The organism is Dyadobacter sp. OTU695 (assembly GCF_038440355.1).
In the GTDB taxonomy this organism is placed as follows: Bacteria; Bacteroidota; Bacteroidia; order Cytophagales; family Spirosomataceae; genus Dyadobacter.
In genome coordinates this window covers 27,000-51,296 of record NZ_JASATN010000020.1, presented here as the reverse complement: position 1 = coordinate 51,296, position 24,297 = coordinate 27,000, and the positions used below count along the sequence as shown (strand labels likewise).

The 24,297-nt window shown below is 50.4% G+C and carries 20 protein-coding genes; 7 read left to right on the top strand and 13 right to left on the bottom strand.

Going from position 1 to position 24,297, the window contains the following annotated elements; all coding sequences use genetic code 11:
• Positions 1 to 64 precede the first annotated feature (64 nt).
• The 5 genes from AAHB90_RS26720 to AAHB90_RS26700 form a co-directional block, all read right to left on the bottom strand.
• Positions 65 to 763, bottom strand: coding sequence for a hypothetical protein (locus tag AAHB90_RS26720; RefSeq protein WP_342088295.1), 699 nt, complete (start codon positions 761 to 763; stop codon positions 65 to 67).
• A gap of 129 nt (positions 764 to 892) precedes the next feature.
• On the bottom strand, positions 893 to 2,239 hold the full coding sequence (locus AAHB90_RS26715) for a TolC family protein (protein ID WP_342088294.1): 1,347 nt from the start codon (positions 2,237 to 2,239) through the stop codon (positions 893 to 895).
• Positions 2,229 to 5,333 (bottom strand): efflux RND transporter permease subunit, encoded by a 3,105-nt coding sequence (locus tag AAHB90_RS26710; RefSeq protein WP_342088293.1) that lies wholly within the window; start codon positions 5,331 to 5,333, stop codon positions 2,229 to 2,231. Before AAHB90_RS26710 ends, AAHB90_RS26715 begins: the two co-directional genes overlap by 11 nt.
• An 8-nt stretch (positions 5,334 to 5,341) precedes the next feature.
• On the bottom strand, positions 5,342 to 6,373 hold the full coding sequence (locus AAHB90_RS26705) for an efflux RND transporter periplasmic adaptor subunit (protein ID WP_342088292.1): 1,032 nt from the start codon (positions 6,371 to 6,373) through the stop codon (positions 5,342 to 5,344).
• Between the two features lie 103 nt (positions 6,374 to 6,476).
• A complete protein-coding gene (locus AAHB90_RS26700; protein ID WP_342088291.1) occupies positions 6,477 to 7,040 on the bottom strand; it encodes a Crp/Fnr family transcriptional regulator in 564 nt (187 codons plus the stop codon).
• Between the two features lie 212 nt (positions 7,041 to 7,252).
• On the opposite strand from AAHB90_RS26700, the gene AAHB90_RS26695 reads away from it, so the two are divergent.
• Positions 7,253 to 7,729, top strand: a complete 477-nt coding sequence (locus AAHB90_RS26695) for a DUF6252 family protein (protein ID WP_342088290.1) — start codon at positions 7,253 to 7,255, stop codon at positions 7,727 to 7,729.
• A gap of 141 nt (positions 7,730 to 7,870) precedes the next feature.
• Positions 7,871 to 8,185: a LytR/AlgR family response regulator transcription factor gene (locus tag AAHB90_RS26690; RefSeq protein ID WP_342088289.1), complete on the top strand. Its 315-nt coding sequence runs from the start codon at positions 7,871 to 7,873 to the stop codon at positions 8,183 to 8,185.
• Here AAHB90_RS26690 and AAHB90_RS26685 read toward each other — a convergent pair.
• The 5 genes from AAHB90_RS26685 to AAHB90_RS26665 form a co-directional block, all read right to left on the bottom strand.
• The gene (locus AAHB90_RS26685) at positions 8,175 to 9,425 is read right to left on the bottom strand and encodes an SGNH/GDSL hydrolase family protein (protein ID WP_342088288.1); all 1,251 of its coding nucleotides are present in this window, start codon (positions 9,423 to 9,425) and stop codon (positions 8,175 to 8,177) included. The two genes, AAHB90_RS26690 and AAHB90_RS26685, sit on opposite strands and share 11 nt — an antisense overlap.
• 206 nt (positions 9,426 to 9,631) lie before the next feature.
• The gene (locus AAHB90_RS26680; protein ID WP_342088287.1) at positions 9,632 to 10,612 is read right to left on the bottom strand and encodes an alpha/beta hydrolase; all 981 of its coding nucleotides are present in this window, start codon (positions 10,610 to 10,612) and stop codon (positions 9,632 to 9,634) included.
• A 91-nt stretch (positions 10,613 to 10,703) separates the two neighbouring features.
• A complete protein-coding gene (locus AAHB90_RS26675) occupies positions 10,704 to 11,363 on the bottom strand; it encodes a rhomboid family intramembrane serine protease (protein ID WP_342088286.1) in 660 nt (219 codons plus the stop codon).
• Entirely contained in the window at positions 11,360 to 12,328 is a 969-nt protein-coding gene (locus AAHB90_RS26670; RefSeq protein WP_342088285.1) for a DUF2167 domain-containing protein, read from the bottom strand. The genes AAHB90_RS26675 and AAHB90_RS26670 overlap by 4 nt, the downstream gene beginning before the upstream one ends.
• Positions 12,329 to 12,428: 100 nt before the next feature.
• Complete coding sequence (locus AAHB90_RS26665; protein WP_342088284.1) at positions 12,429 to 13,682, bottom strand: Na+/H+ antiporter; 1,254 nt, start codon at positions 13,680 to 13,682, stop codon at positions 12,429 to 12,431.
• 138 nt (positions 13,683 to 13,820) lie between these two features.
• Between AAHB90_RS26665 and AAHB90_RS26660 the strand changes: the two genes are divergently transcribed.
• Both AAHB90_RS26660 and AAHB90_RS26655 read left to right on the top strand, forming a co-directional pair.
• Positions 13,821 to 14,678, top strand: a complete 858-nt coding sequence (locus tag AAHB90_RS26660) for an NAD(P)H-binding protein (protein WP_342088283.1) — start codon at positions 13,821 to 13,823, stop codon at positions 14,676 to 14,678.
• 35 nt (positions 14,679 to 14,713) lie between these two features.
• Positions 14,714 to 15,523, top strand: a complete 810-nt coding sequence (locus AAHB90_RS26655) for an AraC family transcriptional regulator (RefSeq protein WP_342088282.1) — start codon at positions 14,714 to 14,716, stop codon at positions 15,521 to 15,523.
• A 58-nt stretch (positions 15,524 to 15,581) separates the two neighbouring features.
• Here AAHB90_RS26655 and AAHB90_RS26650 read toward each other — a convergent pair whose 3' ends face one another.
• The 3 genes from AAHB90_RS26650 to AAHB90_RS26640 form a co-directional block, all read right to left on the bottom strand.
• Positions 15,582 to 17,690 carry a S8 family peptidase gene (locus tag AAHB90_RS26650; RefSeq protein WP_342088281.1) on the bottom strand — a complete coding sequence of 703 codons (2,109 nt, stop codon included), beginning with the start codon at positions 17,688 to 17,690 and terminating at the stop codon, positions 15,582 to 15,584.
• A gap of 14 nt (positions 17,691 to 17,704) precedes the next feature.
• On the bottom strand, positions 17,705 to 18,790 hold the full coding sequence (locus tag AAHB90_RS26645) for a hypothetical protein (protein WP_342088280.1): 1,086 nt from the start codon (positions 18,788 to 18,790) through the stop codon (positions 17,705 to 17,707).
• Positions 18,791 to 19,081: 291 nt separating this feature from the next.
• Positions 19,082 to 20,068 carry an endonuclease gene (locus tag AAHB90_RS26640; protein ID WP_342088279.1) on the bottom strand — a complete coding sequence of 329 codons (987 nt, stop codon included), beginning with the start codon at positions 20,066 to 20,068 and terminating at the stop codon, positions 19,082 to 19,084.
• 204 nt (positions 20,069 to 20,272) lie between these two features.
• Here AAHB90_RS26640 and AAHB90_RS26635 point away from each other — a divergent pair, with 204 nt between their 5' ends.
• From AAHB90_RS26635 to AAHB90_RS26625, 3 genes are all read left to right on the top strand, one after another.
• On the top strand, positions 20,273 to 22,099 hold the full coding sequence (locus AAHB90_RS26635) for an alkaline phosphatase (protein ID WP_342088278.1): 1,827 nt from the start codon (positions 20,273 to 20,275) through the stop codon (positions 22,097 to 22,099).
• 174 nt (positions 22,100 to 22,273) lie between these two features.
• The gene (locus tag AAHB90_RS26630) at positions 22,274 to 22,867 is read left to right on the top strand and encodes an RNA polymerase sigma factor (protein ID WP_342088277.1); all 594 of its coding nucleotides are present in this window, start codon (positions 22,274 to 22,276) and stop codon (positions 22,865 to 22,867) included.
• Positions 22,868 to 22,966: 99 nt separating this feature from the next.
• Positions 22,967 to 24,226, top strand: coding sequence for a FecR family protein (locus tag AAHB90_RS26625; RefSeq protein ID WP_342088276.1), 1,260 nt, complete (start codon positions 22,967 to 22,969; stop codon positions 24,224 to 24,226).
• Positions 24,227 to 24,297: the final 71 nt, after the last annotated feature.

Here is a 24,297-nt window from a genome sequence, read left to right as displayed (position 1 = left end):
TGCAGTAAAACATAAAACGGCCATCGCAATGTACGCGATGGCCGTTTTATGAATAATGGTCTTGCTAGAATAAGACTGGCTTTTTTGAAATGTAAACCGTGCCGCTTCGGTTGACCTGATCGCAATACTCGAATGTTTTTCCTTCGCTGCAAAGTGGTGCGGAACCGGTCACATACAGCCGCGATTTTTTATCAAAATACACGCTCACCAACTGGTGCCGTGCAGGGAGCGCGATTTTCCGGCCACTTTCGGATTTGATCCCGATCGTCTGCAGATATCCTTCTTCGTTCTGGATAAGGTCGATTTCGAACCGGATGCCGTTGCCGGAATAGGCGTAATTGATTGGTACTTTCCAATCGTCAAAATCCCGACGGGAGGTCGACCGTTCCCAGTTCAGCCCGCGGTTCATACTGAACCAGGTTGGCTGGATCCCGAATACATTATCGAAAACACTTGCGCCGGATCGCTGGCCTTCCAGTACGAAAAGCGTGTCTTCTTTTTCCAAAAACGCAAAAAGGCCTACACGTGCATTGTAGTTCCCTTTTGTCCAGCTTTTGCCTTTGTCAGTCGTCACGAAAATTTCAAAGCCGGTAGTGATCGTCAGCGTACCATCGATATCGCCGTGCACAGCCTTGATATCACGGTTATCCGGCGATCTGAGCATGTACCAGTCGGCATTTTCAAGCTGCGGCACGGGTGAGTCTTCTTTTTTACAGGAAAACAGCAGCAATAGGGCTGCGAATGCGAGTAGTAATTGTTTCATGGCTTATAGCAAGATGGTATTCAAATATTGTAAGACATCGGTTACAAGTTAAATCTAAATTCAATTCATTTTAAAATTGAATAGTAATTAATTGTAACCTTTTTACTTGAAAACCATCCTGCCTGGAAATTATTCCGAAGTAAGCCGCTGCAAATCCGAATGCGCTAATCGGTAATTTAATTGGGCCGCAAGCAAATCCGCCTCCGCCTTCGCCAACAGCGAACGCGTGTTGAGAATGTCCGCTTCAAGATTAAGTCCGGATGCCTGCTTGTCGGTTTGCACTTTCAGTTCTTCCGTCCGGTATTTCACAGCTTTCTCGGCAACGGCTATTAATGCAGTGGCCTGTGTAAGCTTGCGGTGGGTTTTGGCGACATCGTTTTTGACCTGGTTTTGGGTATTGCTCAGATTTTCACGGGCCTGCTGGCTCAGCAAATGCCGCTGGCGGATTACCTGCTTGTTGGCGACCAAATCCTGGATATTCCATTTGAACTGCGCACCCAGGAAAGGATTGTTGTTCGGAAAAAGCAGGTTGCCGGTCTGGTAGGAGTACCCTGCTACCAAACCGATGTCGGGCAGGTTACTTTGCTCGGCAGCACGAATAGCCTTTTTCGTTTTCAGTTCCGTCAGGCTAGCGATTTTAATATCGTTGTTGGCTGTGGCGGCATTGACCAAATAGCTATCCAATGTGCCTGTCGCCCCGGCAATGCTTGCATTGGCCACCGGCGCAAGCGTAATGCTGTCTGCTTCAATGCCCGTAAGCTGTTTCAAATCGGCCGTGTAGTCTTCCGTTTGAATGCGTAGTTTCAGCAAGTTTTGCTCCTCGTCGGCAATATTGGCTTGCAGTCCGGCCTTGTTTACATCAATGGTTTTGCCTGAAAGCAATGCACTTTCAACGTCATAGAGCCGCATTTGCGCCAGTTTGATCTTCGCATTGGCCTCGTCCTGCTGCTTTTGGGTGATCAGCAGACCATAGTACAACTTCTCGATCGCCTGCCGGATTTGCAGCGACGTTTTCGACTGCTCATGGCGTGCCAGCTCGGCGTCTGTTTGCGCCACTTCAATACCTGTTTTAATCTTTCCAAGCTGGGTAATAGGCTGGTAAAGCGTTACCCCGGCATTGAAATTATGATGCTTACCCAGGGGAAAAGTTTTCTCTTCGTTAGGCAACTGAATGGTTGTCCCGCCGAGCGGTAATGCGCCGAAAGAGCCCTGGTCGATCACCAGCTCGCCGAGGTTCGCATTGTATTGGTAGGCCGAGCTAACCGAAGCCACCGGGAAACGTTTAATGCGGTCTTCTGCGACTTTCGCTTCTTTTTCGGCGACTTGCAACTTCCTCACATTGAGCAGATGGTTGCTTTGCAATGCCATCTCGATAGCTTTTTCCAGCGTGAGCGGCTCCGCCTGCTGCTGCGCATACGAGGGTACCTGCGCAATTGCGAGGATCATGAATAGGGGAAAAAACAGCTTAGTTTTCATGGTGTTCAGCAACAGGTGTTACCATCAGGTCTTTTTTATCATGCGGTTTGATCATCGCGATGTACAGTACCGGCACGGTGAGCAGCGCCATGACCATCGACCATATCACGCCGACGGCGATCACGCTCGCGAGCGGGCTCCACATCGGCGAGCCGGAGAGGATCATCGGCAGTACACCTATGGCTGCGGCCATCGCAGTGAGGAATATCGGGCGTAAACGACGCTTGCCAGATTCGATAGCGGCTGTGCGGATGTCCATTCCGTGTCCGAGCAGCTCGTTGGTATGGTCCACCAGAATGATCGCATTCCGTACCACGATTCCCGAAAGGCTGATTAGTCCCACAAATGCCGTAAATCCGAAATTGTTATGGGTAATGTAAAGGCCTATCAACGCGCCGAACAGGCTGAGCGGGATCGTGAGCATGACGAGCGCGGCTTCTTTCAGGCTCCGGAACTGGAACAGCAGGATAAAGAATATCAGTACCAGGCTAATCGCCAGCACGACCATCATCTGACTGAATGTCTCGTTCTTGTTGAACTGCTCGCCGCCGTATTCGATACGGTAGCCGGCAGGCAACGGAATGTCGGCGATTTTATCCTTCACCTCCTTCACCAGGTCAGCCGGAAGTACATCGCCTTCGGTTTCGCTTAGGATGGTGAGTGTGCGTACGCCATTGCGGTGCATGATCTTGCCGGTTTGCCATTGCGGTTTCAAATCGGCGATCTGGCGGAGCGGTACATTGGCGTCGGTTACCGGCGAGGCCAGGTAAATGTTTTCCAGGTTATCGGACGACTGGCGGTTACGGGCGTCGAGACGGAAAACGATATCGAGCGGGTTGTTACCTTCATACATCGTCGAAACCGGTGCGCCATTGAAACCCGTGTACACCATTTGTGAAATGCTCCCGGTGGTGAAACCGAGCTTGTTGGCCTCGTCTTTCAGCTGAATGCTGATGCCGTAATAGTCCTCGCGGAAATCGGGGCGGACCATCGCGCTGCCTTTCGCGTTTTTAAGAATGTCCTGTACCTGCGTGCCGATCGCTTTCAGGCGGGAAACATCATCGCCCACAATGCGTACCTCCACGGGCGACTTGTAGGGCGAGCCCTGCTGCATCAGTTTCACCTGAGGGGAACCTTCGGGGATCAATGCGCCTACTTTTCCTTCCAGTTCATCAGCGAATTCTTCGGCAGTTTTATCGTCGGTGGTGTTAATCAGGATTTGGGCGTAATTGGTAACCGGCACCTCGGGTGAGAAGTTATAGTAAAATCTCGGCGCGCTCGTGCCTGTGAACGTCGCGTATGAGGTCACGCGCGGGTCGCCTTTGACGAGTTTTTCGGCTTTCAGGATTGCCTGGCCCGTTTGGTCGAGCTTGGTGCCGGTCGGCATCCACAATTCCACTACAAACTGGTTGCGCTCGGCGGCGGGAAAGAATTTTTGTTTGATTCCCTGATAAACAAATAAGGAAAGCGCTACTGTAACCAGGCTGACGCCGATAGTCAGTGCCGAATGCCTCACACACCATTCGAGCGCGGCATTGTAGCCGTTTTGCATGCGGTCGAGGAGGGTAATGCGCTTCTTTTTATCGGTTTCTTCTGCACTGTGGTCGTGCAGGCCTTTTTTGATAAAAGTATAACACAATAAAGGTGTCAGAATCATCGCTACGATGAACGAAGCTGCTAATGCGATGGCTACTGTTATCGGCAATGCGTGGATGAACTCGCCTACGGAGCCTGTCAGGATCACCATCGGCATGAACGACGCGATGATCGTTACGGTGGCTGCTAGTACCGGGATTACCAGATCGGTGGCGCTGCGCCAGGCGGCTGTCCAGCGGTCGATACCCTCATCGAGTAGTTCCACATAATTATCGGCGATCACGATGGCGTCGTCGACGACCATACCCAGCACGACGATCAACGCTGCAAGCGATACCTGGTGCAGCTCGATTCCAAATGCATTCAGCAATGCGAATGTAACGGCGATCGTCATCGGAATGGCCATCGCGGCTACGGCTGCAATGCGGATGGGCAGGAGCAGGATCACGACGATCACAACCGAGAAAATGGCCAGGAAAAATTCGCGGATGAAGTGTGTAATATTTTCATCTACCAGTTTCGGCTGGTTGACGATGGTCGTCAGTTTCACGTCGGTCGGCAACAGCTTTTCTACTTCGGCCAGTTTGGCCGTTACCTCCTCCCCGAACTTCACGATGTTGTTTCCTTCCTGCATCTGGATGGCGAGCATCATCGCATTGTTGCCGTTAACGGTAGTCTTGCTGGTCGGCTCGGCATATTCGCGGTTAACCTGCGCAATGTCGCCCAGCCGTATCAATTCCCCGGTATTGGAAGCGCCCACCACCTGGTTTGCGATTTCATTTTCGGTATTATAATAGCCCGAGGTGTATAGTGGCGTCTGGCTCGTTGCGGTTTTGATATCTCCGGTCGGACTGATCACATTCTGCGATTGCAAAACCTGCACCACCGAAGACAGTTTGACATTATACTGAGAAAGCTTTTCGGAGCTCGAAGTAACCGTAATCTGCTCTTTTTGCTCACCAATGCGCTTGATCTTTGAAACCGATTTGACCGTCCGGAGAACATCTTCCAGTTTCTGGGTATAATCTTTAAGCTGTGCGTAGGTAGCCTTATTGCTTTCGATCCCAATCACCAGCGCTTCGGTATCGCCGAAATCCGAGTTCACGATCGGGCCGCGAACGCCTTTGGGAAAATCGACTTGTTTGGCCACCAGCAACTGGTGTCTCAGCTTGCTCCAAAAGACGTCCGGGTTCTTTACATTTTCGCCCAATTCCACATTTACGACCACCATTCCGTCCTGGGAGGTCGAATAGGTTTTGTCTTTGCGGATCTCTTCGAATTGAAAAAGATATTGTTCCAGTTTTTTGGTAACCTGGTCTTCCACCTGAGCGGAGTTGGCGCCAGGGAAATAGGCCAGGACCAGGCCTTGCCGGACGGTGATCTTCGGGTCTTCGCGCCGGGGCATATTCAGCAGCGAGTAAACGCCCACCGCAAACACCAGCAGCAATACCGACAGCGTCACCTGCGGATATTTCAGGGATGATTTGACAAAGTTCATATCGCAGCTTATTGGGTGATGGAAATGGCGGTACCGTCGGTCAGCTTGTGTTGCCCGCCTGTTACGACGCGGTCGGTTTCGGTGATGCCGGACGTGATCTCGATCTGGTTGTCGGTGAGTTGACCGAGGCTAACCTTTCTTTTCAATGCGATCTTGCGGTCGGGATCGGCGACGAATACGTAGCTTTGGTTGTCAAGGTCGCGTAAAACAGCCTCGGTAGGCAGTACCAGCGCTTTTTTGGACTGGTTGGATGCCAGCGTCACTTCGGCGATCATGCCGGGGCGGATGAGGAGTTTGGGATTATCAAGGGCGATTTTAATGGTAAATGCCCGCGAGGCCGCATCGGCAGCGGAACCTACTTCGGTTACTTTGCCCGTAAATGTCTCGCTGAGCGACGAAACAAGCACTTTCGCCTGTTGTCCCAGTTTAATATTGTGCAATTCACTTTCGGGGATATACGCATTGACTTTCACTGTCCGGATGTCGGATACCACAAAGAGCGGCGTGCCTACACCGACGATCTCGCCTACCTCGGCCATTTTTTTAAGCATTACGCCGCTGATCGGCGCAAACAGCTTCGTATCGGCCAGGTTTTTGGCGTGCAGCTTCTCCTGGGCGCGCGCTTGCTGCAAGCCGAAACCAACTTTGGCAAAATCGCTTTCGCTGAGGCTGCGGCGGTCATGCATGACTTTCAGCCGGTCGTATTCGTCTTGTACCTGAGCTACCTGAACGTCGGCCAGTTCCTTGGCAATGCTGTAATTACCGGGATCGAGGCTCGACAGGAGCTGGCCTTGCTTCACAAGCTGGCCCTCGGCGGCGGCGATGTAGCTGATCTTTCCGCCTACCATAAAACCGAGGCGTACCGTTTTGTTGCCTTCGATGTTGCCGCTGACGGAAATCTGGTTGTTGGCAGAAATGTTCTGCGCCTGGCGGGTTACGACCGGGAGGGGCTTTTCAACTGATTTGGCCTGATCGGTGGCTTTGTTGCAGCCAGCCAGCGTAGCCATCGTGAGAATGAGATAGATAGGATTGCTTTTCATAGAATGGACGACCGTTAGGTTTAATATCCTGGCGCAAAATTGGCCCCGATTGATGGCAATGCTTTTGATCTAAATCAAAAAGTATCCCAAGATCGAAAAAATGTCAAACTTTTCCTGCCCTGATCCTGCTAAGGGTTTCCTGGGTAATGCCCAGGTAGGAGGCAATGTGCCCGAGCGGTACGCGGAGCATGATGTCCGGGAATTTTTCGAGCATGGAATTGTACCGTTCCTGAGCCGATTGAAACTGGATCGAATACAATTTGTCCGAAAATGTTTTCACCGCACCAATCATCACGAGCCGGCTCAGTTTCTGCAATGGCTGGAAGCCGTCGATGACTTTTTCAAGGTCCTGGTAAGGGATTGTGCGAATAGTGCTCTGTTCCAAAACCTCGGCACCATATGGCGAAGGGCTGTTGAAAAAGGCACTTTCTATCGAGACAAAGAAAGTCCCTTCCAGAATAAATGAGTGCGTGATATCCTTACCGTCTTTGATATAATAGGTGCGTACTACACCTTTTTCGATGTAAAATACCTTTTGGGAAAAATTGTTGGGGGACAATAGCCGGTATCCTTTCGGCAATTCTTCCTTCTTGAAAGCTTCCTGCACCTGGGCTTCCAATTCGGGGGATAATGTGATGTGTTGTCTCAGATAAAGAATCAGGTCCATGTAGTATGCAATTGGGCGGAAGCTGTTATGCGACGGTCCTAACATAGCTAATTCCTGCCAGATACCAGAGAGCGGTACCGGATTTAGGCCGGCCTTCGCCGGGTTTAAACTCAAACCCGCCTGATGTGTAGTGGGTTACACGGGCTGTCCGATGCATATTAGTTTTGAAATGTCAAACGATTACTACACATTTCTTTAACTTAATCAATTCCATGAAAACTTTCAGATTACTGACCATCCTATCCGTTTTAAGCGTCACAATCCTGACAGGTTGCAGCAAAAAGAGCGACGACGTGAACCCCGATCCGGCAACCGGCGCGGCTGGTTTTAAGGTAAAAGTGGATGGCAAGGAATATGCCCCGGATTTTTCCTACGCATTGGCCAGCTTTCCCGCCAACGATCTCTATTACGCGATTTACGGACTCGATAGCAAGACGAGCGATGTCGTGGCCATCGCATTGCCCAAAACGGTGAAGGAAGGTACATTCCCTATCAACTCGGTAAACTTTGCCGTGATGACATTCGACAAGCAGGATTTCTCGACCATCAACGGGGGTAGCGGCTCGATAACGATCACCAAGAGAACGGACACCAATGTCCAGGGCACTTTCAGCCTGACCGCCGTAGACGCGACAGGCACACTCAAACGCACACTGACGGACGGCAGCTTTAACGTGAACGTACGCTAGGCTGCCGTCATCTGTCAACGCTTCCGGCCCGGCCCATTTTTCCAACGATCAGCGCCATACTTATATATGACTACTTTTGCTCCTTTTAATCCGCCCGGGGACGCGGTAAGCCCCAAACCTGCACATATATCAGTGCACTTCATGGGCAGGACCATTACCATTGGCGCCGAGCACATCACCCTGCTCGAAGGCGAAGGGAATTACACCTACGTATACACATCAGCGGGAAGGAAATACCTGATCTGTAAAACGCTGAAATGGCTTGCGTGCAGGCTCGACGGCAATTTCGTCCGCGTCCACAAATCGTTTCTTGTGAATGCGGATTATGTGATCGGATGTGCGGAGGACGGTCGCGCCCTTAAAATGCGCTGCGGTAACGAGGCCGTCGTAAGCCGTCGGAAAACGAAGGAAATCATCGGCATTTTCGGCCGGCGCATGGAACGCATCAGCGCGTAAGCAGCCCCTGCTCGCGGATCATTTTCACCAATGCGTTTGAAATTTTCGCATGTCCCGAGGCCCGGATATGCCCGTCGACAGGATAATAGTCCTGTGCTTTGAGCAACTCGTAGGTGTGGAGGAAATACAAATGCTCGTCGCCGGTCCGTTTCGCCTCTGCTTCAAATGCGTGGATCATTTCGGGGCGCGTGTAGCGGCCGTCGATGTGCATGATCACGATGTTCCCTTTGTAGAACTTGCGGATCCTGGCGAGCGATTTGAAGAAATATTCGGTGTGCGCCTTCGTTTCGGCAGGGGTTTTGATATCCGGCGGTGTTATTACGGCCAGTTGACGACCTGTTGACCAGGCCGACAGAGCGCCGCCGAGTTCGTTGAACACCTGCACAGGGCTAGTCCAGATCCGTTTGAGCAAATCTTTCTCCCGGACAAGAAAGTAGGTGTAACGCATCGGATAATAGCCTTCGTTAATGCGGTTGAAGATCGCCGTATTTTCAAATGTTTGGGGTGTCAGAAGCTGGCCCTGGTTATCAGGCTCATTACGGGCTTCGTTTTCCTCCCGGTCGTTGTCGCAATATTGCAGCACGACGAGGTCAACGGAGTCCCTTTTGATTTTGGAGAAAAGCAGCATTTCGCGGTAGGTACCATATGAAGAAATACCTGCATTCAATGTTTTGACGCCCAGTTTCCGTCCTGTTAGGTCGGCGTAGGTCTGGTTTTGATCCACACCCCAGCCCATGGTAAAAGAATCGCCAAGGAAAACGAGCCTGGGATTGTCGAGCGAACTTTCGTCGTCGCGAACTCCGAAGCTGTTGACTTTAAATGCATTACTATATTCGAGGCTGGAATGTACCCCTTCGCTTCCGGGCCGCAATACATACCCCAGATCGGGTGAGTAACTGGCGAAATGGCGGTTGAACTGGATCACATCGCGGTAATTGATCCACTTTTCGAGCACGCCCACCTCATGGCGATCTGTGTCCTGATTAACCGCGATCGTGTGCCGGATGTAAAACCAGGACGCCATTTCCACGGTCAGCGGCACGAGCAGTGCCGTCCAGAAAGGTAGTTTGAACAAGCGGGTAATAGACCAGCAGAAGAAAACAAATGCAATGGGTACCAGTGCTTTAAAGAGCAGAATGGTCCAAACGAAGTGTGTGAAAAGTTGCCACCGGTAAACTGTAATGGCCAGGAGCAGATAGCCTGAAAAGACGGCGATCACCCCGGATTGTCTTTGCGTCATAGAATCACTGTAAGGATTTAGGTGCGGCAATTTAGCCGCTTACTCAAAATCTAGACACAAAAAATGGACGAATATTCATGTTTTTCTCTTATTTTTTTGAAAAATATTTATAAATAACTGATATTCTGGCTGATATAAATCAATGAATGTAAAAAACGGGTTACACTTTCGCATAACCCGTTTTGGTGTAGTAGTATTTCCTAAATTTATTTCAAAGCCTCGCGGATTGCGGCGCCTGCTTGAAGCAATGCTCCTTGTACGGCGGGAACGTTGGCCAGTGGGTTGAGCAGGCCGTAATCGTGGATTAACCCCTGATATCTGGCCAATGTTGTTTTAACGCCTGCGGCCTCGAGTTTACGTGCATATGCTTCACCTTCGTCGCGGAGAACGTCGTTTTCGGCGGTTTGCACGAGGGCGGGAGGAAGGCCCTGCAACTGTTCGGTGGTTGCCTGCAATGGCGAGGCGTAGCGGTGTTTTCTTTCTTCGGGATTGGTCGTGTAGTTATCCCAGAACCATTTCATCATGTTTTTGGTCAGGAAGCGGCCTTCCGCAAACTGGTTGTAAGAGCCTGTCTCGAAATTCGCGTCGGTCACCGGCCAGAGCAGCACCTGCAATTTGATTTCCGGGCCGTTGTTGTCTTTGGCTTTCAGGGCAGTTACAGCAGCCATGTCGCCGCCCACGCTGTTGCCTGCTACTACCAGCCTGCTGCCATCGACGTTGATCTCGTCGCCATGTTCGGCCACCCATTTGGTTGCTGCATATATTTCATTGATAGCCACCGGGTATTGCGCTTCGGGCGATGGTGTGTAGTTCACAAAAACCGCTGCTGCACCGGAGTAAACGACCAGGTCGCGGACAATGCGTTTGTGGGTTGGGAAGTCGCCCAACACCCAGCCGCCGCCGTGAATGAAGATAAAGACGGGCAGTTTTTCGGTAGTACCTGCTGGTTTGACAATATCGAGTTTAACGGTAAGACCGTCCTGTGTGATGGTTTTTTCGCTTGTTTCAATGCCGGACAAATCCACTTCTACCGAGTTTTGGGCTCCTACGAGCACGTTACGCGCATCGGCGGGGGAAAGTTGTTCCAGTGGAGTTCCACCTCCGGAGTTCAGGGCGTTGAGGAAAGTTTTTACATCTTCAAAAATGGCAGGGTCGTTGGCTGGGTCGATGATATTCAGAGTTTCCATGATCTTAAAAGGTTTTGAGATTAAATATTCGTTTTGTCTTGCTGTGCTTGATTTGATAGGACAAAACTAGGGGCGGCCGTGACCGGAAACATTAACCTGGGTTAAGAAAGGTGGAAAATGGCGAAAAAATTTTGACGGCGCCTTTTAGTTTAAAAAACGGAGCCTCGACAATCCTGTCCAGAAATATTCGCAGGCTTCCCGGATGAACGACAAGCATGTACGCCAGTCCAAAAAGCGCACCGTACAAATGTGCGTCGTGACCAATGTTACTACCGCCTTTTTTGCTTTGATAATAAGAGTAACCCAAATAACCGAAAGCGAAAAGGATAAAATATATCGGGATAATGAATTTCAGATAAATCACCGACCACGGCTGAAACAGAACCATGACAAACATGATCGCTGACACCGCACCACTAGCCCCGACGGCGGCGTACTGCGGATTGGCCTTGTTTTTCTGGTATGAAGGCAATGACGAAAATAGAATTGCCATGAGGTAGAACACGACAAATTCGGTGGGCGCGAGAATGCCCTTTTCGACTTCACTCCCGAATAAAAATAACGTGAGCATATTGAAAAGAAGGTGGCCGACGTCGGCGTGGATAAACGCGTGACTGACGAGCCTGTATGCTTGGGACTTGTCGTGCCGCATCTGGTAAGGCACCAGTGTGAGACGGTCGAAGCTCTCCCTGTTTGAAAAGCAAAGCAGGGAGAGAATGACGGTTAATGCAATTATACCTAATGTGATCAACTTTCTGGTGTAGGTTCAGTGTCGGAATTGCTTGACTCGGCTATTTCAGGCTCGGTCTGCGGTTTCTTTTTACCGAACAGACCTGCGATTTTGCTCCGGATAGCGCCGAAAAACACACCAATTCCCAGTAGTACAAGTTTGATGTTTTTAAGCAGCAGGGCTAGGATACCTGCTTTTGCGAGCAGTTTGCCCGCTACCAGGCCCCCAATCGTATACGCGGCCACCTCATCTACTTCGGGATCGAAGTCAATATAACGACTTCCCTCTTTGAATTTTGCGATGTGAATAATGTCGGGAATGTGTTGTTTGATGTCCGAAATCTGATTGATCGTGCCAACCGCGTTAAGGCTCAGAATCCCTCTGCGGCCGAGGATTCGTACATCATAGTTTAGTGTTGTATCGATAGCGTCGCCGAAAACAATTGACTTTGCCCAGTGCAGGATATTGTTTCCCTTGTCGTAGTAGGGCTTGGAGGCCCAGCCGATCATATGTATTGGACCAAATCCCTGTTTTTGACGCTCTTCGTTTTCCGCTGCTTCGCTTTCCTTCATTTCGTCCATCATTTCGTCGTAATCCATGTCGGCAGCGTCTTCGTCCTTGACAAACCCGGATTTTTCATAGGAAACAATGAACGCCCAAGCGGCAGGATCGGCGATGGAATAATCCTGCTTGACAACCATTCCAAGTAAATCGTCCCGCCGCGGATTACCCCAAAAGTCGAATACGACAAACTCTGCGTCTGATTTAGGCATAAACTTATAACCAGCCGGTATGGTAAGCTTTACTTCGGAGTTGACTTCTACGGAGCCTGTTTGATACTTTATTTGTTTGTCGCGCTCGATCACTTTTTGAAGTTCAGCCTGTACGGTAGCCTGAGAAGTGTCGGCAAGAGAAGAATCCGTCTGGGCTCTTAGTGATGATAAAGAGAGCAGGACGACAAAAAACACTGATAGAAATCTGATCATAGGAAGGATAAGTTGATAAGTATTTTGCGAAAATAATGGAAATTTCCGCGACTCCGAACTCCCATGTAACCGATTGAATAAAAAAATCAGGAGGATATTGCTACTCCAACCGCTTCACAATCCATGGCAGCGTCAGGCCCTGGCCTATTAATGTAAACAACACAACAGCCACCGAGATAAAGATGATCGCGTCGCGCATGGGAAATGGCGTGCCGTCTTGCAGGTGCGTGGGCAGACCGATTGCGATGGCGAGGGAGACGATGCCGCGCATGCCCGACCAACTGATAATGAGACTGTTTTTGAAATCGAGCAAGGCGTTTTCGCTGATCCTGCCTCGGCCGCTTTCGAAGCCTTTTTGCAGGTTGGCCCGTTGCCAGAAAACCCGGATCATCCGCAGGGCGAGGGCTATGATCGTGATAATGAAGGCATAGCCAATGTAGGGAAGGAGTTGGTCGCTGCTGATGTTCTTGATCACATAGGGGAATTGTAACCCTATCAGAATAAATATAAGGCCGTTGAGCAGGAAGATAATGATCTCCCAGATCGTTTTGGATTGCTGTTTGAGGCGGTCGGGAAATATTTTCTTGCTAAAATCGGCAATGCCCAGGCCGAGGATGACGACAGCGATCACGCCCGATACTTCGAGTTCTTCTGCCACCCGATAGGCCACGAACGGCATCAGGAGCATCATCCCGATCGTCGCCTGCGCATTGTGATGGATTCGCATAATGATGACGCCCAAAATGCGCCCTATCACCAACCCCACGATTGCGCCACCCAAAAGCAGGACCGCGAACTCGGCGGAGGCTTTCCAGAATATGAATGCCGAGCCGGTCACTGCGGCAACCGAAAACCGGTAAGCAACGAGCGCGGATGCGTCGTTGACCAGGCTTTCACCTTCCAGAATCGTATTGGTTTTGGAAGAAAGGCCCAGGCCTTTGGTAATGCTCATGGCAGCAACGGCGTCGGTAGCCGACAGAATAGAGCCGAGAACGAACGCCAGCGGCCAGGTCATACCGGGAATGAGGTAATAGGCGATGGCCGCGATACCGGATGCGGTGATGAATACCAGCGAAATGGCGAGCGTACTGATGGTGCTGATATTGGTCCTGAAATCCTGAAAATTGATATTGAACGCGGCGTCGTAGAGCAGCGGCGGCAGGAAGATCAGGAATACTACTTCCGGATTGAGTTCGATGACCGGTAGGGTAGGGATGAAACCGATGGCGATCCCCGCGGTAATCAGCAGGACAGGGTAGGGTATTTTGACACTGTCGGCCATGGCGGAAAGGCCGATCATGATGGTCATGATAAAGATAACGATACTGTAATTCTCCATAATACTGATATGCATATCCGGGCGTGTGATCAAATCTAAGGATGATTGTGAAAAATCAGGGTTTCCGCACGGAAAAATCGGGCGTGACGGTTTTGTTCTATTTTGAGGGACGGGTGGCTTCTAGTTTTGCCTTAAACAAAAACAAATAAAACCATGATAGCCATTACAGGAGCAAACGGAAACCTTGGGAAAGCCACCCTTTCCTTTTTATTGAAAAAGACATTACCCCGAAACATCGTCGCCATCGTGCGGGACGCCGAAAAGCTCGCCGAGTACGCGGGTTCGGGCATTCACATCCGTACGGCGGACTATGAAGACCAGGAATCACTGGAAAAGGCGCTGACCGGTGTGGACAGGCTTTTGCAGATCTCCGCTTCGGCCACAGGGGTGCGTGCATTGGCGCAGGAGACGCGGGTCGTGCATGCAGCGGCGAAATGCGGCGTACGGGAAATCGTTTACACGAGCACGCTTTTCCCGCATGAGTCGGCGCACTTCCACGCGGCGCATATTTGCCGGAATACCGAGGAACTGATCCGGCAGAGCAGCATGCGCTACGTGTTTTTCCGCAATAGTATGTACCACGAAACCATCCCGCTGTTTATCGGCGAAGCTATGGGCGACGGCCGGATCTTCTACCCGTCGGGCCATGGTCGTGTGAGCTTCGCGTCGCGCAAGGACATTGCCGAGGCGCTTTGCAATGTCCTCACCGGGCCTGCATTCGACAATACCACGCATGATATTACGGGCCCGGAAGCGTTCAGTTTTGCCGACATTGCATTGACATTAAAGGAAATAGCAGGTTACCAGGAGGCCGCGCATACAGACATTTCAGCGGAAGATTACCGTAAAGGATTACTCGGTTTCGGCCTGGGGGAAGATGAGGCGGGCTTTTATGCGAGCATGGCCGACAGCATCCGTGCCGGGGAGTTCGAAAAGACGCACCACTCGCTGGAAGGTTTCCTCGGTCGCAAACCGGTGGGTGTCCGGGCTTATCTGAAGGAATTGTTTTAAGAAAATCGGTAACTTGCTGTGTCAGCATATCAGCCATGAAATATCATCAGATCCAGCCACCGCCGCATTTGCAGGATTACGTCCGGTACTATTGGGCGTTGGAAAGCACCGGCCAGCCCGATGAGCAGGTTCATTTCGTCACCATCGCCGACGGTTCTCCGGGCATCGTTTTTCAGGAATTCGAGGGCGCGTCGTTTCAGGAGGGTAAACAACTGTCGCCTGTTTATATGTACGGGCAATCGACGGCGCATACCCGTATCGTTTCACCGGCCACTTTCAGCACAATAGGCGTTTACTTTTATCCGCATGCCTTGAAATCCGTATTCGGCATGGATTCCCACGAGCTGACCAACGATTGCCTCGATCTGGATTTGTTCCTGAATGGGAAGAGACTCATCGAGCGGTTGAGAAGCACCTCCGATGTAGAATTCAAGGCCAATATCCTTTCCGAATGCCTCTGGGAGCAGATTTGTCGCAATGATCACACCCTGCAAGCCGCCACGCGTTATGCCTTACAACGGATCATTCAATCGCAGGGCAATGTTTCGATGAAGGACCTGCGGCAGGAATTGCAGATATCGGAACGCACGCTGGAAAGGCGTTTTCAGGAAGGAATCGGGCTGTCGCCGATGCTGTTTGCGCGGATATGCCGCTTCCAGGCCTCGCTCAACCAGCTCCGCAGCCAGTCGTACGACAAACTTTCCGATATCGCCTTCGAGCAGGAATATGCCGACCAATCGCATTTTATCCGCAATTTCAAAGAGTTTACGGGTCTCACGCCGTTTCAGTTCAGGAAGAGCATTCAGGAGACGGTGGAGAATTTCCCGGTGTTGGTTCAGTCGTAGGCCATAAAAAAGTGGGCACCAAAGCCGGTGCCCACTTTTACACTACCACAACAATAGTCTATTTTTTGACGATTTTTTTAGTCAGCACTTTCTGGTCGGACACCACGCGGAGAATGTAGATTCCCGGCAAGGAATTTTTGATGTCCACCTCCATTTCAGACTGGTTTTTGAAAGATTTGTCGAACATCGCCCTCCCGTCGGTTCCGGTAACCTCCACTTTGCCCGAAGGAATGCCGTCGAGCTTCACGCGGAAGACGCCTGTGCCCGGATTGGGGTATACGGCATTTTCGGGGAGTTCGGTGTTTTCAGCTGACTGTGGCGTGGTCGGATAGGTTACCACGGTACGTTCCGTCGAAGCCGTACGAGCATTGTAGTCGTTCGTACAGCCTTCGAGGTAGGCACGAACTTCCGAGCCTGCCAGACCGGTGAAGCCGTCTTTGAGCAGTATTTCATTGCCGGCGTGGTAAATGGCCTTACCACCGTTACTGATCGTGTTTTTAGCCGTGATAGTAGCCGATGCCTGTTGCTGGTCAAGAGATGGATAATTCACGCCCGAAAGAATGGTTCTGTTGGCAACGCATTCCTGTAAACCCGAGATAATCACCGAAAACCATTGCCCGTTTTTGTACAGCGTATTTTTGTGGGATACTGTCAAAGTGTAGGTTTGACCTGCAACGGGGTTTGGAATCTCGATTTTCTCGATATTGTCGCGGATGTTATCACCCTGCAGGGCTGAGCCGTTGTAGTTGGTGCTGTCGAGTTTCCAGGGAAAATAGGTGCTGCTGTTGCCAGCCAGGCGAAGATCGAGGTCGTTTATCAATTTAATGGTCGGATCGTTATCGACGGTAACCGCCGTAGCGGCCGTGTCGGTCCAGCAAATCGTTGCCACCAGCGGTTCGGTTCCCGAGGCTACCAGCTCTCGCGAGAATGTAGTGCCGTTCCGCAACGAATCTTCCAGGATTGCAGATTTACCACCATTGTTGGTGATGACATTTGCCGCTTTTTCCACATCCAGGAAACCCCAGCCGAAGGTAATGTCAGGTCCTGGATTGCTTCCCGCTTCTGCGGCAGTGTGCAACATCAGGCCCTTAACCGTTGAACCCAGCATAAACTGGCTGTTCAGGTTGTTGTAATGCTGTTGCAGAAGAAGCAAGGCGCCAGTAACAGTGGGTGCAGCAAACGAAGTCCCGGTACCGCCGCCTGTTGTATTGATGAATGCGTTGTCGGCAGATGCCATGATACCACTGACACTTTCGCCATTGGCGGCAATATCAGGTTTAATGCGCCCATCATCGGATGGCCCTCTGCTCGAAAGTCCAGCTCTTACGACGGATCCGGGGCCAGTATATGCGGCCAACTGTGCAGTGCTTGCGACAGCGATGCTGTTTTTACCCGTGGCGTAGGGGTTAATTTGATCCGTCCCCGTTGGAATATTGGCATTCCCTGCGGCCCACACTGAAACATAGTAGGGGGCCAGGTACGAGAAGTTGTCAAAAGCTCTTGCGGTACTGCTATAATAGCTGCCCGAAGATAACCCGTAAGAGTGATTCGAAACAATAAGGCCATTTGCGATTTCGGTCGCAACCTCCGATTCGTCGCTTGCTCCATCATAAGCCCGAATATTCGCTTTGGGCGCGATTCCGGCCGCTTTTCCGTAGGTCCTCATCGGACTGTAAATGTCGGTTGCAGCAATCTGGCCTGCTACGAACGTAGCATGATTGGCAGCGCTGGAAGTGTTCAGGTTAACTGCTCTTCCTTCCAAAGAAATATGCGTGGCACGTACCGAACCGTCATCCCAGACGCCTGCCGTCATACCTTCTCCGTTTACGGATAAACCAAGTGATCCGCCGGTGTACAGACTTGGAGCTTTGACCGCTGCGTTACCATCGGAATCCAGAGGCGTCAGGTAAATTGGATTGCCGTTTTTGTCGACGTCCATTATGATTCGCTGCTGGTCGTCTACCTGGCCCGGCGTAGAAGGCTTGCCTGTATTCGGCTTTGATATTCTTTTCAACTTTTGCTCATATTCCCGCGCACTTTTTTCAGCTATTTGCTTTAACTCGCTGACGCGCGTTTTCTTCTTGATCTTTTCTTTTTCTTCGGCCGTTTGAGCGCAACAAATTCCGGCGGACATCAAAGCGATCAGGGAAAATATCCATATTTTCATAGTTCACTTTGAGTTTAATTGTGATTTGCTTTCTCTTTCAAGCTTTTGATTTCAGCCTCCTGAGCGTTCAGCTTTTTTTGAATGTCAATCAGGTAAAGCGTTAATTCCTCAATTTTCTCTTGCTGGATTTTAGCGATTTCTCCAAGGCTCAAACCCTCATTCTCAACTGTCTTGGCAGAAGGAACATTAGGCAAGTGGCCGTTTTCTTTGATGAATTTCTCGACAGAAGCTAAGCTTTTCAATTGATATTGAGGTTGGAAAACATAATCGGCCCAACCTGTCCGGATCCGCACTTCTTCCGTTAATATTCCACCTTTCACAAACAACTGATACGCGCTTACATCAGCGCCGCCAACCGAGGTAGGAAATGTGGATGTATTTACACCAACTTTGCCGTTAAATACCAATTGGCTTGTGGCAAAATCTCCTTTGATGAGCGGGCTTGTTGTATTTGAATTTGCAATGTATAATTTGTTGCTGCCCATTTCCGTATTTCCGGCGTTGTTCCCGAGAAACACGTTTCCATCTCCCGCAGTACCTGAAAAACCTGCGGAAGCGCCAACGATAACATTTCTTTGTCCGGTTAAATTGTTGTACCCCGCGTTGCCTCCCAGGAAGACGTTGGATTGGCCGGTCTGGTTGCTATAACCCGAGTGAAGTCCTAGAAATGTATTCCAAGTACCTGTTGTATTGAATTTTCCCGACAGGTTTCCGATAAATGTATTCATTCCGCCGCCGGTGTTGGAATATCCGGCATGATAACCCACAAAAGTATTGGAACCGCCTGTTGTTGAGCTGTATCCGCTATATGCCCCAAGGAACGTGTTGTAAGTGCCACTTGTGTTTGCGGTACCGCTGTATGCACCAAAAAAGGAATTTTTTGCGCTGGTTGTCGCAGCTCCCGCATTATAACCGACATAGGTTCCTTCACTTCCTCCCGTGCCCGCTCCCGAACCATCATAAGTAACAGTTCCCGAAAAGCTTTGTGTGCGTGCCGTACGCGATGAATCCTGCGAAACCGTTTGTGCATTAACTGAAATGGAGGTTACCGATAGCAAAAGGGCTGCCGCCATCAGCGACGATTGTACTGATTTTTTCATTGTACATGAATTGTGAATTTTCCCTACTCTGTTACAGGTTTTTCGGGGAACACCTTAATGTTGAAATAGCAAGACAGATCTGCACGGAAGGCAAATGCCTTTCGTCCGATTTGACAGAGATGAAAAAATGTTCAGTAAAATGTGAGGTGCTTAACGGTGCCGCAATATAGAATGGAGTTGCGGATATTTTACAAATTTTATATGAAAAAGAAGCGTCGATATTTTTCTACTACATTCGATGGTAATCGAGTATTAAGACCCATAGGATTTTATTGTAGAACGACTTTTACTTTAAGGATTGAAAGTAATTGTCGGTTCAATTAATATCCAGTTAAACCGAGCGGAAATCGGGTGGTGATCGGAAAGCGGCAACCCATTGCCTGTGCAGAATAATTCCTTTTCCAAAACATATTCGAACGGTTCCAATTTGATGGATGCGCTGCTTCGGAATAGTATTTTGTCGATCGTTTCAGTCGAATCAGTAATGGAAAGAATGTCATTAGGCGGCAACCCTTCCTTTCTTTTAGGAATGATATCGTTGCAATATAACCGTATCCATGTATCACTCAGCCCATTCTCCTTCAACAACCAATCCACATTATCCAGTCCGAAGCTGTAACGGCCGTTCAGATCACCCATCACCATCACAGCATTGCCCATTGAATGGAGCCGGATGTAAGTCGCTAGCTGCTCCATATTGTGGCGTCGCGCAAGGGCTGCACGCGGGTGGTTGTACGCATTGGCATGCACGTTATAAAAGTCGATGAAGCGGTTGCGGGCGATTTCAATGCGTGTATAGGTGAAACCTTTGGGCGTGAAACAGTCGGCGCCGGTGCAATCGGTCCACGGGATGCGGCGGAGATCTTTTACCGGGAATTTAGAAAGGGTGTTGAGGCCGTCACCGGTCATGACAGCCCCTTTGGTGGGCGTGCGGAAGGGATGGTTGTTGCCCCCGTTATATAGGTATTGGTTGTAATTGAAATCTTCCTGTACATGCGCGATATCGAAACGGTTGAGCAGGCGGCCAATGGTGGAGATGCTCTCTTTTCTCGGGGTGACGGCGCTGCAAATGACCTGCGGAAGACCGGCGATGTTGTACGTAATGACGGAAAAGCTGCCTGCGTGGAGGGAATCTGGGGGTAATTGCGGTTGGTGGTAACCCGATTTCTCGCTCTGCTCCCGGGTTGCAGGAGTGGCTTCGGAAAGAAAGAGAAAGATAAGCAGCCAGGAAGCGGATCTGAAAAACCTGTTTTTATCAAGAAACAAAGATGACCACATAACATGCCGGTTGGTATGCCCAAAGCTACCAGCCGCGTATGGTCAGGATAATTCCAAATTGTTAAGAATACGTTATTTTTCAACCGTAAGGTCTCTTTTGAGGTGCAATCGTAGGTTTCGCGCGCTAACTTCGCGGCAGTTTTATTTTTTAACACTGATAACCTGCTCAATGCCCCGTTGCTCAAACCTCCGGGATAACCATTCATGAAAGCTTTTTCCCGACTATCCATTGTTCTTTTTGCCCTTCTGCCCTGGGCAGTTTCCGCTCAGAATGGAAGCGATAATCCATTGTCGCGCGCGCATTCGCACAACGATTACATGCAGGCGGCGCCGTTCGCACTCGCGTACCAGCATCAGTTCGGTTCGGTGGAGGCCGATGTGCATTTTCGCAACGATACGCTTTTCGTCGCACACGATTCCAGGGATATCAGCGCTGACCGTACTTTCGACAAATTGTATTTGCAGCAGATCATTAAGCAAATCAGTAAAAATCAGGGAAGCATCTATAAAGATAAAAGCCGCGTGATGACCCTGCTGGTGGATCTCAAAACCAACTACCAAACTACTTTGCCGGCACTGGTGAAAGCACTCGCACCCCATGAGGCGCTGCTGGCCCCGAAAGGTTCCGTGAAAGTGGTAGTAAGCGGTAACACCCCCCCGGCGGACCAGTTTGAACAATACCCAGCCTACATTTTCTTCGATGGCCGTCCGGGCATCAGCTATACGGCTGTGCAAGCGGCTCGCCTGGGAATGATCAGCCAGGATTTTCACAAATATTCTCAGTGGAATGGAAAGGGCATTCCCGTAGAAAAAGACCGCAAGCTGCTCGTGGACGCGATCTCTCAGGCGCATTCAATCGGCAAGCCGTTCCGTTTCTGGGCGAGCCCCGATAATATCAATGCCTGGAAGGTACTGATGAACCTCGGTGCAGATTACATTAATACCGACCACGTGGCCGAACTGGGGACATTTCTGAGCGGCCGCAAGAATGCTGAATACAAGTCGGCAGAATTTTACAAGTCCTATCAGCCTACCTATAAAAACAATGACGCACTCGGCAAGGTGAAAAACATCATCTTGCTGATCGGCGACGGAATGGGGCTTGCGCAGATTTACTCCGGACTTACGGCGAATCGCGGTGAGCTCAATCTGGGCAAATTCCTGAATATAGGCTTTTCAAAAACGGCTTCTTCGGATAATTACATCACCGATTCCGCTGCGGGCGCTACGGCATTCGCTACCGGTAACAAAACGAGGAACCGGGCTATTGGCGTCGATTCCAACCTGGTCGCCGTGCCGTCCATTATCCGCCAGGTAAAAGCGACAGGCCGGAAGTCGGCGCTCATCTCGGCCGGCGACATTACCGATGCTACGCCGGCTGCCTTTTACGCGCACCGGCCGGAGCGGAGCATGATGGACGAGATCGCTACCGATTATCCGAAAGAGCCCGTCGATGTGCTGATTGGCGGCGGTTACAGCCATTTCGCCAAAACCAAAACGGCCGATTCGCTGAAAGCACGCGGTTTCCAGGTCTCGGATAACTGGAACGACCTTCCCCAAATGAATGCACCGTTCGTCTTGCTGGATGATAGACACACTGTATCTATGCTTAACGGCCGTGGCGATTTCCTCAAAGATTCTTTTCAAAAAGCACTTCAATCGCTGCAATCAAACCCGAAAGGCTTTTTCATGATGGCCGAAGGCGCGCAGGTAGATTACGGCGGTCACGCGAACATTGTGCCTTATGTTGTGACGGAAATGCTCGATTTTGACAAACTGGTAGGAGAGGCGTTACGCTTTGCCGATTCCAATGGCGAAACGCTCGTGATCGTCACCGCCGACCATGAGACCGGAGGCCTCACGCTCCTGGACGGCAACCTGAAAACCGGCTATGTAGACGGCCAGTTCAGTACCGGCGACCACACCGGCATTATGGTACCGGTATTCGCCTACGGCCCGCATTCGCTGGATTTCCGGGGAGTATATGAGAATACGGAGATTTACCGGAAGATGAGGAAGGTTTTGAAATAAGGAGGAAGGGGAAGAAAGGGAGGAAGGGGAAGAAAGGGAAATCCACTCCTCCCTTTCCTCCTTTCTCCCTTTCTTCCCTCTTCTCCCTTTTTAAAATATCAACATTTTATATCAGCATTTTCCTATTTGATCCGTTTTTGATGTTACATTTGTGCAAATCTGCCATGTATTCCATTGAAGATAGACGCGTTACATAATGAAACGGAGTTGCTGACTGATATTGCAGCAGGCAGCGAAAAGGCATTTGCCATCCTGTTTCACTGGTACCGCGACAAAGTTTACTCCGCCGCATTCCGGCTTACCCATTCCAGTTTTTTGGCTGAGGAAGTTGTTCAGGACGTGTTTTTGAAATTATGGGTAAAAAGAGAAGCATTGGCTGAAATCGCCGGTTTCGAGGACTATCTTTTCATCATGACCCGTAATCATGTGTTTTCTGCCCTCAAACGAATGGCGCGGCAGCAACAGCTTGTCGACGATCTCCAACTTGAACTGCCTGTTGCGGAAAACACGACTTACAACCGCATTCTCGACCTGGAAATCGCTGAAATCGTACATCAGGCGGTAGAGCTTTTGCCTGCGCAGCAAAAACAGGTTTACCTGATGAGTAAAGAGCAGGAATTGAAGCGGGATGAAATCGCTAAAAAGCTTCGTATTTCCTCAGAAACCGTGAAAACCCACCTCGCACGCGCACTACGCCACATCCGTGCGTACAGCAAATTAAGGCTTGAAATCCCGATTTCATGGCTGCTGTTTTTCCTGGTAAATTAATTTTAAAACTTTTTTTTATCGCATTGTCCCCCGAAATCGTCCGACAGAAGTCTTTACGGATGAAGGTCGGTAAAAGCCGTCCGTAATCCCGACTAGCTTATGCAAAACCGACGACTGGACGACTTGTTTTTCCGGTATTGTGAAAAAAAAATAACCGAAGACGAGCGGGAAGAGCTGATGGCTATGCTGCTTTCGGACGATAACCGTGAGCAGCTCAACGGCCTGATCGACCAGTTTATCCGTAGCGACGGGACGAGGCACACATTATCCGACGAAACGGCTGACGATATTCTGAGTTCGATATTTTCCGCAACGGGGCAGACCACCAGTCAGGAACCGGGCGATGACGATGAAACCGGACAGGAACCGCACACCAGCGACGGGCCCAGGCTTGGCGCGGGTATCTGGATCTTCAAGCTTGCTGCGGCGTCGGTGGTGCTGTTCGTGATGTATGGCGGCTATCGATGGATCAACCGGTCGAAGCCTCTGCCGCAAGTGGCGGTCATGCATAGCGTGTACGGGGATGACGTACCTGCGGGGGGTAATAAGGCAAGCCTTACACTTGCCGACGGCCGGACGTATGATCTGAATACGATCACCGAGGGCAACCTTTCGGTGCAGCCGGGTACCACCATCGACAAATCGAAAGGAGAAGTTATATATGGGAAAAATATGGCAAATAATGGCGCTGTGGCCTATAATGAGCTCAAAACGCCGCTTGGAGGGCAATATAAGATCGTACTGCCGGATGGTTCACGCGCGTGGCTCAATGCCGGGTCGAGCCTGAAATATCCTACTGCTTTCAAGGGTGACAAACGGGATGTAGAAATGAGCGGCGAAGTGTATTTTGAGATAGAACCTGACAAGGCCAGGCCTTTCCTCGTTCGGGTGACCGACCGCCATGCGAAAGGTAAGGATATGGAAATCACCGTTCTGGGTACCCATTTCAATATCAGCTCCTACGGCGATGAACCCACCATGCAGACAACATTGCTGGAAGGCTCCGTGCGGGTGGAAAAAGATGAGGTTACCAAAGTGCTCTCACCAGGCCAGCAGGCCCGTGTAGCGAAGGGGGAGGCGGCTCATGATATTGCTGTTAAAACGGTTGATACGGAGAGTGTTGTGGCCTGGAAGGAGGGGCGGTTCGAGTTCAATGGCAATATCCGCGAGATTATGCGGCAGATTTCACGGTGGTACGACCTGGATGTAAAATATGAGGGAAATGTGGAGCGAAAGTCATTTGCCGGGACGATCTCGCGCAAAAACAACGTGTCCGAAGTACTGAAAATGCTCGAAATGACCGGTGGCATCCAGTTCCGGATTGACGACAGGAAGATCACCGTGAAAAATACAGATTGAAATACCTTCAACTTAACCCTGCCTGACATGAACCTCCTAAATTCCTCCTGACGGACCAAACGGAAAGGATG